The organism is Bradyrhizobium sp. Ken51 (assembly GCF_055807435.1).
The window spans coordinates 137,484-149,436 of sequence record NZ_JBVVPB010000004.1; the positions used below are offsets into that span (position 1 = coordinate 137,484).

Annotated in this window: 11 protein-coding genes; 7 read left to right on the forward strand and 4 right to left on the reverse strand. The window is 61.5% G+C overall.

The annotated features are described in order from the left end of the window. Positions 1–72: 72 nt before the first annotated feature. Genes AC0L27_RS09985 through AC0L27_RS09995 form a run of 3 tightly spaced genes read left to right on the forward strand, consistent with a single transcriptional unit; the run spans position 73 to position 2,032 of the window. On the forward strand, positions 73–1,182 hold the full coding sequence (locus tag AC0L27_RS09985; RefSeq protein WP_354255212.1) for an alpha/beta hydrolase: 1,110 nt from the start codon (positions 73–75) through the stop codon (positions 1,180–1,182). Next, a complete protein-coding gene (locus AC0L27_RS09990; RefSeq protein WP_354208240.1) occupies positions 1,179–1,733 on the forward strand; it encodes a hypothetical protein in 555 nt (184 codons plus the stop codon). The genes AC0L27_RS09985 and AC0L27_RS09990 overlap by 4 nt, the downstream gene beginning before the upstream one ends. Further along, the gene (locus AC0L27_RS09995; RefSeq protein WP_018453460.1) at positions 1,733–2,032 is read left to right on the forward strand and encodes a winged helix-turn-helix domain-containing protein; all 300 of its coding nucleotides are present in this window, start codon (positions 1,733–1,735) and stop codon (positions 2,030–2,032) included. Before AC0L27_RS09990 ends, AC0L27_RS09995 begins: the two co-directional genes overlap by 1 nt. A 270-nt stretch (positions 2,033–2,302) precedes the next feature. Here the strand turns inward: AC0L27_RS09995 and AC0L27_RS10000 are convergent, their stop codons facing one another. The 3 genes from AC0L27_RS10000 to AC0L27_RS10010 form a co-directional block, all read right to left on the reverse strand. After that, complete coding sequence (locus AC0L27_RS10000) at positions 2,303–4,585, reverse strand: KAP family P-loop NTPase fold protein (protein ID WP_473304559.1); 2,283 nt, start codon at positions 4,583–4,585, stop codon at positions 2,303–2,305. Between the two features lie 483 nt (positions 4,586–5,068). Further along, complete coding sequence (locus AC0L27_RS10005; RefSeq protein ID WP_473318823.1) at positions 5,069–5,623, reverse strand: hypothetical protein; 555 nt, start codon at positions 5,621–5,623, stop codon at positions 5,069–5,071. Between the two features lie 71 nt (positions 5,624–5,694). Beyond that, complete coding sequence (locus AC0L27_RS10010; RefSeq protein ID WP_354255206.1) at positions 5,695–5,946, reverse strand: hypothetical protein; 252 nt, start codon at positions 5,944–5,946, stop codon at positions 5,695–5,697. A 262-nt stretch (positions 5,947–6,208) separates the two neighbouring features. Here AC0L27_RS10010 and purD point away from each other — a divergent pair, with 262 nt between their 5' ends. Further along, complete coding sequence (gene purD / locus AC0L27_RS10015) at positions 6,209–7,492, forward strand: phosphoribosylamine--glycine ligase (RefSeq protein WP_354208239.1); 1,284 nt, start codon at positions 6,209–6,211, stop codon at positions 7,490–7,492. Positions 7,493–7,663: 171 nt separating this feature from the next. Next, complete coding sequence (locus AC0L27_RS10020) at positions 7,664–8,569, forward strand: alpha/beta fold hydrolase (RefSeq protein WP_354208238.1); 906 nt, start codon at positions 7,664–7,666, stop codon at positions 8,567–8,569. Here the strand turns inward: AC0L27_RS10020 and AC0L27_RS10025 are convergent. Further along, on the reverse strand, positions 8,566–9,024 hold the full coding sequence (locus AC0L27_RS10025) for a nucleoside deaminase (RefSeq protein WP_275172521.1): 459 nt from the start codon (positions 9,022–9,024) through the stop codon (positions 8,566–8,568). The genes AC0L27_RS10020 and AC0L27_RS10025 overlap by 4 nt on opposite strands. Positions 9,025–9,144: 120 nt before the next feature. Between AC0L27_RS10025 and AC0L27_RS10030 the strand changes: the two genes are divergently transcribed. Together AC0L27_RS10030 and rsmD are read left to right on the forward strand one after the other, a co-directional pair. Beyond that, positions 9,145–11,286, forward strand: coding sequence for a pseudouridine synthase (locus AC0L27_RS10030; protein WP_473318832.1), 2,142 nt, complete (start codon positions 9,145–9,147; stop codon positions 11,284–11,286). 2 nt (positions 11,287–11,288) lie between these two features. After that, positions 11,289–11,843 carry a 16S rRNA (guanine(966)-N(2))-methyltransferase RsmD gene (gene rsmD, locus AC0L27_RS10035; RefSeq protein ID WP_354208236.1) on the forward strand — a complete coding sequence of 185 codons (555 nt, stop codon included), beginning with the start codon at positions 11,289–11,291 and terminating at the stop codon, positions 11,841–11,843. Positions 11,844–11,953: the final 110 nt, after the last annotated feature.

Genomic DNA, 11,953 nt, shown 5'->3' on the forward strand with positions numbered 1-11,953 from the left:
TCCGGGGATTGATCAAGAGAGTACTCTGTATTATAGAGTTCTCTATATTTTATCGGTCTGAGAGGTGTGGTCATGGCAATTCGACTGCTGCGCGGCGTTTTGAACGGGCTGAAATGGGCCCTGTGTGCGGTCGGCGGCGTGGCGCTGATCCTGGCCGCCATGATCGCAACGCCGCTGGAGCGACCACCGGAGATGCGATCGGTCTCCGACTCCGCCAAGGGCATCGATTGGTCCACGCTGCCTCCGCTCGAGCGCTTCCAGGCCCGCGACGGCACCTGGATCGGCTTCCGCCACTACGCTGCCAAAGCGTTTTCAAGCGAAGTGGAAGCCGGTTCGCGTGAAGAAAACGCGTCAAAACAAGAATCCGGAGCCCCGTTCCGATCCCATCGGAACGGAAATGGCTCCGGCCCCGCCACGGGTCGCGGCGCGGTCTTCATCCACGGCTCGTCCGGCTCCAGCGGCACCGTCAATCATGCCCTGACCCATGCCATCGCCTCGCGCGGGGTGGAGACCTGGGCGCTCGACATCCGCGGCCATGGCGGCTCCGGCACGCGCGGCGATATCGGCTATGTCGGCCAGCTCGAAGACGACCTCGTCGACTTCGTCGCTCAAATCCGCAAGACCGCCCCGGAGCTGCCGCTCACCTTGATCGGCCATTCCGCAGGCGCCGGCTTCTCGCTGCGCGTCGCCGCGACACCGATCATGCAGGACATGTTCGTGCGCACCGTGCTGCTCGCGCCCTATCTCGGCTATGACGCGCCGACCAACAAGCCGCATGCCGGCGGCTGGGCCAATGTCGACCTGCCGCGCTTCTTCGGGCTGGCCACGCTGCGCAAGCTCGGCATCGACTGTTGTTCGCAGCTTCCGGTGCTCGCGCTCGCCGTGCCCGCGACTTCGGCAAAGTACCTCGTCTCCACCTATTCCGATCGCCTGACGCGCAATTTCGCGACGCGCGGCTATCGCATCGATCTTCCGGCAACGACACGCCCCATCACGATCTTCGGCGGCGCCGAGGACGAGATGATGATCTCGGATAAATATGCGGAAGTCGTGCAGGCCATCAAACCGTCGGTCGACGTCAGGATCATCGACGGCATCAACCATATGGGCATCGTCACCAACCCGAAGGCGATCTCGGTCATCGCCGACGATGTGGCAACGCGCGGGGCAGGGCAGTCATGATCGACAGCAAGGAAGCCTCCGCGGCGCTGGCCGATATCGACGATATCGTCCAGCGCGTGAAGCAATCGCAGCTCTATGAGCTGGCGAGCTTTGCTGCCGTCTGGTGGGGCGTCTTGGTGTTCGCGGCCAATCTCGTGACCTGGCTTTGGCCGGTTTATGCGGTCTACGCCTGGGTTGCCGCGGACGCGTTGGGCGCCGGCGGTCTGGTGGCGCTGCGCATTTTCAATCCGCCGCACCGCGCCCATGGCGCCGCCTTCAACGTCAGACTGCTCCTGGTGTTCGTGCTGTTCTTCGCCTTCGGTTATCTCTGCACCAATTTGCTCGGTCATTTCGGTCCGCGCCAGCTCGGCACGTTCTGGCCGCTCTACTTCATGCTGTTCTATACGCTGGCGGGTCTCTGGTTCGGCTATGCCTTCATGGCGATCGGTCTCGGCATCTCCGCGCTGACGCTGATCGGTTATTTCTACATCGGCGAGGCGTTCCCGCTCTGGATGGCCTTCGTCAACGGCGGAGGCCTGATCCTCGGCGGCCTCTGGATGCGGCGGATCTGATGGCCGAGCTCGACGACATCATCCACCAGCCGTTGCGGCTGAAGATCATGGCGGCGCTAAACGCGTTGCCGGCCACCGCAGGATTGGAGTTTTCCCGGCTGAAAAAGCTCACCGGCGCGACCGACGGCAATCTCGGCGCGCATATCGAGACACTCGCCAAGGCGGGCTACGTGTCGGTTGAAAAAGCCTTCGTCGGCAAGAAGCCGCAGACCACCGTCACCGCGACCGCGGCGGGCCGCGGCGCGTTCGCGCGGCATGTGGCGACGTTGCAGGAGATTATTGCGGGGAAGCAGGGGTAGGCCATTGGTCAGACTGTACCGTCGATTGGTTATCACGAACAACGACGTCGGCTTCGAAAGGAGTAGCGAGCTTGCGTTTCGTGTCAGGTCTTTTTCGTAGCAGGAGTTTTCATTTTGCTAGACATCTCTGCGAACCCCTGTCCGCTGCGCTATGCCGAGGGCTCCGCGCCTCGCCCCGTTGCTCCACCGAGCCCGGTGGCAACTGACTCGATCGCGTCCTTGAGAAGCAGTAATCCTTGTGGGGCGACTGCCCGTGTACTCTCACATAACTTACTCGTCGCTTGCATCGTCCATTGCTATTTCGGCAACGGGTTGCCTGGCACTTTCGTTTCTTTGCCACGCTTTCAATAGCGCTGAGGCCTTTTTACGAATCGCGCGCGGACGACCTGCATTTGCCAACACTTCCAAACGCGAGAATGCCTCTCCCTTATCGAGGAAAAGGCCGACGACATCATCACGCAGCGGATGGGTTACGCCCGTGTCTGAGCTGCTTTGCCAACCGCGCATCGCCTGGAGAGCACTTAGAAAGCCCTCATCGTCACGAGTTGCTGCAGCGATATACTGCCTCGCAATGGACGCGCTGCCGAGCTGAACCCAGCAATAGAGTGCGTCCAAGGGGCTCGGCAGGGTGATTATCCTCTTCACACCGAACGTTTCGTATCGTCGGGTGATGAGTATCACAGCTTCATCAAGCGCCTCACGGCTGAGCCATTGGTTTTCAGGATAGGATCTGTTGCCCTTCGGCAGACCGTGGGCAAAGCCCAGATCGCGGACCAAATGGGACAGCCAATTGATGGCTTTCCCTCTCGTTACGATGTCGGAGAAATCCGACGGCTTATTCTTCTCCACCAAATGAACTGCTTTGCGCCAGAGTTCACTCCTCCCAAATTCCTGGATGCCCACGGCCTCGACCGCCAATTCGTCCATCGTCAGCGCAAACGCCCAAGCCATGCCATCTGCTTCGGACGTCGAAAGTGAGCCCGCTGGTTGATCCAAAAGTCGATCCAGCAGTAGATCAACGAAGTGCCCTCTTCGTTCATGCTCCCGCCTTAGCAACTCTAACAGGAACGCCTTGGCTCTTCCTACGCTGGTCGCGCATGCCTTGCGAAATGAGATAAGATCGCCATCCTTCAGCGCGTATGATGGTGCTTCGAAGGCAAAATATTGCCGCCAGTGGCTCGGACTTCCCAATCTGTGTTTGGCTTCGAAATTTCTCAGCTCGTCACGCGTAAAGTCAAAGACCTTTCGCTTGCTCTCATCATCAAATGCGAACGAACCCACGCCGGGTAGAAAGCTATTGATACCAGAGAGATATGCGCGGCTTGCCCAGCCATGCTTCTCCATCAGCTTTGATAGAGATTGAGCCATTTCGCCAGGCTGGGTGTCCCCGGCACGGCCCCCGTCGCGATACGCACCGACATTCTGAAGATACTCGCGAGTCCATGTATACAGCTCGTACGATTTGAGCTTCAGCAGTTGCAGCCACAGAAAATCGCAGAAGTCCGACTCGAGTGGCAGCAGAGGCCAGCTTAAGGCAACGGCATCGAATAGCCGGGCGACGTCTCGCGGTGTTGCTAGAAAGGTACCACCCCAAATATCAAAAAATAGATGTTGCCGGTACTCTGCATCGCGGTCTCCTTGAATCCTCTCAAACTCCTTAGGAAAAGCTTGCTTGAGCTTCCTTTTGAGGGCCCTTCGGAGAGCGAAAGGTTCCTGCGGCGGGATGTGAATGACTTCCTGAAGTATCTTTTCGGTATAGCGACGGCCATCCTGAACCTGCAACGTATGGCGGACCTGCTCCGACAACACGTTGGAGTCGTAGCAGATCAGGTACGTGATGCAGGGAAAATCGGCCACCTTTTGCACCATGCGCAAGACCTCTACAGCCTCTTCAGGAGGCAGACGATCTACGTCGTCAATGACGACGTTAAACCTAATTTCCGAATGCGTTCGTCGCAGCTCTCTCAGCCCTTCAACGATTTCGGCCTTCAGTTTTTCGAGCGGAACTGCATTTCCGAAGAACGGTATAAGCCTATCAAGCCCCTTAAGACCTATTGCCGCCAGTGCGGTGGTGCCGCTCGGATCTAGCGATGCGGCGCCGCCAACAGGTCCCGCTAACGCTCCGATATATCTCCCGTACTTCCGAATAGACTTAGACAATTTTCTTCGGGCACGGCGGAGTTGCCAGGACGTGAAGGACGACCCGAATTCGGATGATTCTTCGATCCTATCGATCTCGGTCGCCAGCAAGCTAAAGAACGCGGCAATAAGCACGCTTTTGTCGCCGATGAGCCACGGCTCGAAGCGAAGCACACGTTGTCCTGAGATTCTCTCCAGCTGCTCGCCTATAAAATTGACGAATGTGGATTTTCCGCTCCCCCACGAGCCTTCAATGCCGAGCGCGTAACCGTCGCCACGAACCAAAGTCGCGAGCGTATTGGACAATCGAGCAATGGTTTCATTGAGCCCAAACTCGTCATCATCTATCGAGACAAGGGCCTTGTCGCCGGTTAGAGGCGGGCGCGATGCTTGCACGTCGCTTTGGGCATCCATCAACAATCTCGGGCGTCAGACGACAACTTAAACGATCACCCGAGGCTACGGCTTTGCCTACCGTGAGTCACGCCCAAATGACCTGCCAGACGATGGCATTGCTGCGGCGCGCTCTTAGCTTCGATGACCGAGCCAACCATCAGTTCAGCTAAGGGCTTCTCTTCACCGCCAAATCGCTCCATCATCGCTCCATTATGTATTGCGGTGACAGTGCACTAAACCATTTCGATTGATGCTTTGGCATTGGAATTTAATGCACTATCACCGTAGCTCCGTAATTCCGCCGAAGCATTCATCTCCCTTCGAGCAGCTGAAGCATCTCGCGCCGTTCATGGGCCGGGACGGGGTGGTGCGCGTTTCCGGCGCACGCTGCCGTTATGGCTGGCGTGAAGCCGGCTTAGCCTATGGCAGCAATATCATCCTGGCAGTGCTCTACATGATCCAGACATGGAGGCGTCCGTGATGGTCCTCCATCGTGGGAGCCTAGGGAGACCGCTTCGAGAGGGGCGGGCGCTCAGGCCACGTCTTCTTCCCGCGACGGCGAGGAGACACGGCGAACTGGATGCCCACAGCGAAACCGATCATTTTTCGTATCTGCTTCTCGTAGTGGGCGTATTCTTTAAGCACCTTTGTGTCGGCGAGCGCCTTCGCTGTGCGGTCGTTGGATACGATAGGGAGAATAAGATGCGCGCCATCTTCTGCGGTAAACGACCAAAGAAGCGTGTGCAGTCCGATGTTACGCTGGACAGATACGACATCGTTCGTCTTTTCGAGGAGCCAGTTTATCTCCGTCAACTCACGGCTTGATGCCTTGAACTTTAGCTCCGCGACTTTGCGAAGCATGTCTCGCTGGGTTTTATCGCTAGGTATGGCATGCCAAGCAGCAAGCGCTAGCTGCCAATTTCGACCGTGCGTGAATAACTCGGAATAGAGTTCTCCAAGGATGGAGTGGTACTCATTCCATGCCATTGCTATCTTGCCGATAGCGATGGCGTGCGCGTCTCGCGCGTCCTGCCCGTGAGGCTTGTATTCAGTCATGGCTTGCCAAAGAATTCGCTGTTGTATGTGGATCAGGGGTTGAACAGCGGAAAAGCAGCGCGAGCACTAGTTCATTTTGGGCCGACGCTGTAGCAGTTCTCAAACATCATGACCGAGTCAGCTTTGGGCTCTGGTCGTCTGAAGAAGCAGAACGACGTGGTAGTGTTGTTCTGTACTGTGACCAGGATTTTTCCATCGGGGGTCATTGATGAGCCAACGATACGCCCCTTGCTCATCAGCAAGCCCGGGAGGTCGACGGTCTGGGCATGTGCTGGGGGAACGCTGGCAATAAAGGTGGCGACGGCTATGGTACCGAGGCGCATAATAGCTCCATGACTAACAATCTAAAGGCGAAAGATTAGTGGAGCTTTGGAAAAAGGCAAACGGAACGCCCCGGCTAGAGCCGGCGCAATAAGTGGATCTTAATCAACCTGGTGTTGGGCGTCAGAGCTGAAGAAGCTCTTGTCCGGCTTGGCCTTGCACTGTTCGAAGCCAATGTTGCAGCGTCGGTGGTCCGTTTCCCCTTGAGCCCCACCCCGATTCATGCGACCTCCGCCACAGCAAACCCCTCATTTCGAGCCTTCGATGCACATTCTCCTGCTTGGTTCCGGCGGCCGCGAACATGCCCTGGCGTGGAAGATCGCAGCCTCTCCCCTGGTGACCAAATTCTGGTGCGCGCCGGGCAATGCCGGGATCGCGCGCGAGGCGGAATGCGTGGCGCTCGACGTCGCCGACCATGCCGCCGTGATCGCCTTCTGCAAGACGAATGCGGTCGAGCTCGTGGTGGTCGGCCCGGAGACGCCGCTGGCGGCCGGTATCGTCGATGACCTCACCGCCGCCGGCATCAAGGCGTTCGGGCCGGACAAGATCCCCGCCCAGCTCGAAAGCTCGAAGGGCTTCACCAAGGCGCTGTGCACCGAATTCGGCATTCCGACCGGCGCCTATGAGCGATTCACCAACGCCGCCGATGCGCGGGCTTACGTCCAGAGCCAGGGCGCGCCGATCGTGGTCAAGGCCGACGGCCTTGCCGCCGGCAAGGGCGTCGTCGTCGCCAAGTCGGTGCGCGAGGCGGAGGACGCCATCGCCATGATGTTCGAGGGCGCCTTTGGCGAGGCCGGCGCCGAGGTCGTGATCGAGGAGTTTCTGCCGGGCCGCGAGATCAGCTTCTTCGCGCTGTGCGACGGCGAGACCGCCATTCCGCTGGCGTCCGCGCAGGACCACAAGCGCGTGTTCGACCACGACGTCGGCCCGAACACCGGCGGCATGGGCGCCTATTCGCCGACGCCGCTGGTCACGCCGGCGATCCACGACGCGATCATGGCCAAGATCATTCTGCCGACGGTATCAGGCATGAAGCAGCGCGGCACGCCGTTTCGCGGCATCCTCTACGCCGGGATCATGCTGACGACGCAGGGCCCGAAACTGTTCGAGTTCAACGTGCGCTTCGGCGATCCCGAGTGCCAGGTGCTGATGCTCAGGATGATGTCGGACATCGTGCCGGCCTTCCTCGCCGCCTGCGACGGCCAGCTGAAGAACTTTGACCTCCGCTGGCATCCGGAGGCCGCGCTCACGGTGGTGATGGCGGCGAAGGGATATCCCGGCGACTATCAGAAAGGCACGCGGATCGAGGGGCTCGATGACGCCTCAGAGGTCGAGACCGCCGAGATATTCCACGCCGGCACGGTCGAGAAGGACGGCGCCATCCTCGCCAATGGCGGCCGCGTGCTCAATGTCTGCGCGCTCGGCAAGACCGTGACCGAAGCGCAAGGGCGCGCCTACCAGGCCGTCGACCGCATCAACTGGCCGGAAGGTTTTTGCCGCCGCGACATCGGCTGGCAGGCGGTGGACGCCGAGAAGTCCAAGAGCTGACAGGCTTTTTTCGCACGCCGGCGAAATTTGCGACCGCGCCGTCGGCCCTCCGAAATTGTGTAGGCGGCTGTTGGACTTAGCTACTGTGCATGGGGTTGTTTTTCGACTTTTTTGTTTTGGGACATTCTCAAGACCGAACAGATCCCACGCTGACAGATAAGGATGCAGAAGATGTCCGATCTCGCCGACCTCTATCCCGGCTTCGCCTCCGAATGGATCAACACCTCCTTCGGCCGCATCTTCGCCCGCGTCGGCGGGAAGGGACCGCCGCTGTTGCTGCTGCACGGCTTCTCCGAGACCAACGTGATGTGGCACCGCGTCGCGCCGCAGCTGGCCGACCAGTTCACGCTGATCATCGCCGATCTGCCCGGCTATGGCTGGTCCGACATGCCCGAGAGCGACGCGCTGCACATGCCCTACAGCAAGCGCGCGATGGCCAAGGCCATGGTCGAGGCGATGGAGCAACTCGGCCATGTGCACTTCGCGCTCGCGGGCCACGATCGCGGCGGCCGCGTCTCGTATCGGCTGGCGCTCGATCATCCCGGCCGGCTGTCGAAGCTTGCGGTGCTCGATATCCTGCCGACCTATAATTACTGGGAGCGGATGAACCGCGCCTACGCGCTAAAGATCTATCACTGGACTTTTCTGGCGCAGCCAGCCCCGTTGCCGGAGACGCTGATTGCGAGCAACGGCGAGTTCTTCCTGCGCTTCAAGATGGCGAGCCAGACCAGGTCGAAGACGCTCGACGCCATCGACCAGCGCGCGCTCGAACACTACATCGCCCCGTTCCGCGATCCCGCCCGCGTGCACGCGATGTGCGAGGATTATCGCGCCGGCGCCTATTTCGACTACGATCTCGACAAGGCCGATTTCGAGGCTGGCAAGAAGATCACGATTCCCATGCTGGCGCTGTGGGGCAACGCCGGCGTGGCGCAAGCCGCCGCCACCCCGCTCGACATCTGGAAGCAATGGGCGACCAACGTCACGGGTATGCCGGTGGATTCGGGGCACTTCCTCACCGAGGAAAACCCGGATGTGACCGCGAAGGCGCTGCGCGAGTTCTTTGCCGCGCCTTAGCGCCGCTCCCGAAAGAAGTCCTTGAGCAGCCGCGCGGACTCGCTTTCGCCGACCCCGGAATAGACGTCCGGGACGTGATGGCAGGTCGGCGAGGTGAAGAACCGGACGCCTGATTCCACCGCGCCGCCCTTGGGATCGGCGGCGCCGTAATAAAGGCGCCTCACCCTTGCAAACGAGATCGCGCCCGCACACATGGTGCAGGGCTCCAGCGTCACGTAGAGGTCGCAGTCGACCAGGCGCTCGCTGCCGATTTTTTTGGCGGCGTCGCGCAGCGCAACGATCTCGGCATGAGCCGTGGGGTCGTAATCGGTCAGCGTCCGGTTCGCCGCGGTGGCGATGACCTCGTAATTGCGGACCACGACGCATCCGATCGGAACTTCGCCCGCCTTTCCGGCGTTTTCGGCCGTTTTGAGCGCCAAATCCATGAAAGAGGGGGCTTTCAAGCCTCGTATCATCGCGAGAAACCTGCTAGTAGCTGCGCCTTCAGCAGAAGTGCTTGACCGAATTTGCCTGAGCATGCGGCTCGAGACGAGCGCGCACAATGCTTTCTGGCCACCCCCTGAGTGAGATTATTCATGCCTCGCGACAGCGACAAAGACAACGATTCCCGCGGCCGGCGTGATCGCGGCCCGGCCAAGGGCGGCCGTTCCGGCAAGGCGCGGGGCCCCGAGAAGAAGTTCGCCAAGCGCGGCTTCGAGGGCAAGGGCGACAGCCGCCCGCCCCGCGGCGACCGCGACAGCCGACCGGTCCGCCGCCGCGAGGAGGGCGATGCCCCGCGCCGCGACTTCAGCGAGCGTCCGAAGTTCAATCGCCAAGACCGGCCGCGCGAAGACCGGCCGCGCGGCGAGGATCGTGGCGAGCGCAGCTTCAAGCCGCGTGGGGATCGTCCCTTCAAGCCGCGCGAAGACCGTCCGTTTTCCGATCGTCCGTCGCGCGACGGCGAGAAGCGCCCGTTCAAGCCTCGTGGCGACCGCCCATTTTCTGATCGCCCCTCGCGCGATGGCGAGAAGCGGCCGTTCAAGCCGCGCGGTGATCGCCCGTCCTATGGGCGTGATGACCGTCCGCCGCGCAGGGATCGCGACGATTCCCGTCCGGCCGGCCGAACCGGTGACGCGAAGTTTGGCGACAAGCGACCTTACGCGCCGCGTGGCGACCGTCCGGAACGCAAGTTCGACGGCGAGCGGAAGTTTTCGCGCGGTGCACCGGACCGCAATCGCAGCGAGCGCAGCGATTCAAAGCCCTGGCAGAAGCGCGATGCGGCTCCCCGCGGCGACCGGCCGCCGCGCAAGGACTTCAGCAAGGGTCCGCGCAAGGATTTTGGCGGCAGCGACCGCGGTCAGGACAAGCCCTGGCAGAAGCGCGACGATCGGCAAGGCGGCGGCGACGACCGTCCGCGCTTTTCGCGTTCGCGCGACGATCGCACATCGGGTGATCGTCCGTTCCGCGAGCGGCCCAAATTCGATCGTCCCAAGTTCGATCGCCCACGCGATGATCGTCCGAGGTTCGATCGCGGCGGCGATCGCCCGAAATTCGATCGTCCGCGCGAGCGCTCCGAGGGCCGTTCCGACTGGCACGAGCATCCCCGCAACGAAGCGCGTTCCGGCGATCGTCCACGTCGCGAAAACGAGGATGAGAGCAGGATCTTCGAGAAACGTCCCGCCTTCGGCGGTCGCGGCGCCTATCGCGAGCGCGATCGTGATTCCGAGCGGCGGCCTCGCCGCGAGGAAGAGGTCAAGCCGAAGAAAGCCGGCGAGCGCATCGCCAAGGTGCTGTCGCGTGCGGGCCTCGCCTCCCGCCGCGATGCCGAGGAGATGGTCACGCAGGGCCGCGTCAGCGTCAACGGCCGGGTGATCAATTCGCCGGCGCTCGACATCACCTCGAACGATGTCGTTACTGTCGACGGCAAGCCGTTGCCGGAGCGCGAGCGCACGCGGCTGTTCCTCTATCACAAGCCGCGCGGCCTGATGACGACGCATGACGATCCCGAGGGACGTCCGACCGTGTTCGACAATTTGCCCGAAGGTCTGCCGCGGCTGATCTCGATCGGCCGGCTCGACTTCAACACCGAAGGCCTGCTGCTGCTCACCAATGATGGAGGGCTCGCGCGCACGCTTGAGCTGCCGGACACCGGCTGGCTGCGTCGCTACCGCGTCCGCGCCCATGGCGACGTCACGCAGGCGCAGCTCGACCAGCTGAAGAACGGCATCGAGATCGAGGGCGTCAAATACGGTCCGATCGACGCCACGTTGGAGCGTGACCAGGGTGCCAATGTCTGGCTTGTTTTCGCGATCCGCGAAGGCAAGAACCGCGAAGTGCGCAACGTCTGCGCCCATCTCGGGCTCGAGGTGAACCGGCTGATCCGGGTCTCCTACGGCCCGTTCCAGCTCGGCGAGGTCCCGGAAGGCCAGGTCGAGGAGATCAAGTCCCGCGTGCTGCGCGACCAGCTCGGCGAAAAGATCATCGAGAAATCGGGCGCACAGTTCGACGTGCCGCAGAAATCTGCCTCGCATGAGGGAGACGACGCGCCGCGCGAGAAGAAGCCTGCGAGCAAGCGCGGCGTGATCAACGACCGCAAGGGCCGCCGCGTTCTGGTGCAGCGCACCGGCAGCGAGGAAGCGCGCGAGCGCAACGAGGCTGAGGCGAGCGGCTACGGCCCGCCACGCCGTCCCAAGCGCGGCTATCACGGCAAGCGCGATCTGGCGCCGAAGGAGGACTGACGTTGCGCGTCGTCGGCGGTCGATTGAAGGGGCGCAATCTGGCCTCACCGTCCTCGCGCGACATCCGCCCCACGGCGGACCGCCTGCGCGAGTCCGTGTTTAACATCCTCATGCACGCCTATGACGATCCGATTGCGGATGCGCGTGTGCTCGATCTCTTCGCCGGTACCGGCGCGCTGGGCATCGAAGCGTCGTCACGCGGCGCGAAGTTCACGCTGTTCGTCGACAACGGCGCGGAAGCGCGCGCCCTGCTGCGGAACAATGTCGAGACGCTGGGCTTGGGCGGCGTGACAAAAGTCTATCGTCGTGATGCGACCGATCTCGGGCCCGCACATCCGGTCGAGCCGTTCTCGCTGGTGTTCCTCGATCCGCCCTATGGCAAGGGGTTTGCGGAGAAGGCGCTTGCGAGCTTGCGCGACGGCGACTGGCTGACGCCGGGCGCGCTGCTCGTGGTGGAAGAGGCAAAGGCTGCGCAGTTCGTCACGCCTGAGGGCTTCGAGGAATTGGAGCGGCGCGCTTATGACGACACGGAGTTCGTGTTTTTGAAGCGGCCGTAACTTCACAATCGGTTCGTAGGGTGGGTTAGCCGAAGGCGTAACCCACCACCTTGCCGCGCACGTGGGACGAAGTTGGTGGGTTACGCCGAGCAGATGCGCTTTGCGCATCT

Coding starts and splice junctions, on each gene's coding strand:
- AC0L27_RS09990 (WP_354208240.1), top strand. CDS start 1,179: ATGATCGACAGCAAGGAAGCCTCCGCGGCGCTGGCCGATATCGACGAT.
- AC0L27_RS09985 (WP_354255212.1), top strand. CDS start 73: ATGGCAATTCGACTGCTGCGCGGCGTTTTGAACGGGCTGAAATGGGCC.
- AC0L27_RS10020 (WP_354208238.1), top strand. CDS start 7,664: ATGTCCGATCTCGCCGACCTCTATCCCGGCTTCGCCTCCGAATGGATC.
- AC0L27_RS10000 (WP_473304559.1), bottom strand. CDS start 4,585: ATGGATGCCCAAAGCGACGTGCAAGCATCGCGCCCGCCTCTAACCGGC.
- AC0L27_RS10005 (WP_473318823.1), bottom strand. CDS start 5,623: ATGACTGAATACAAGCCTCACGGGCAGGACGCGCGAGACGCGCACGCC.
- purD (WP_354208239.1), top strand. CDS start 6,209: ATGCACATTCTCCTGCTTGGTTCCGGCGGCCGCGAACATGCCCTGGCG.
- AC0L27_RS09995 (WP_018453460.1), top strand. CDS start 1,733: ATGGCCGAGCTCGACGACATCATCCACCAGCCGTTGCGGCTGAAGATC.
- AC0L27_RS10010 (WP_354255206.1), bottom strand. CDS start 5,946: ATGCGCCTCGGTACCATAGCCGTCGCCACCTTTATTGCCAGCGTTCCC.
- AC0L27_RS10030 (WP_473318832.1), top strand. CDS start 9,145: ATGCCTCGCGACAGCGACAAAGACAACGATTCCCGCGGCCGGCGTGAT.
- AC0L27_RS10025 (WP_275172521.1), bottom strand. CDS start 9,024: ATGATACGAGGCTTGAAAGCCCCCTCTTTCATGGATTTGGCGCTCAAA.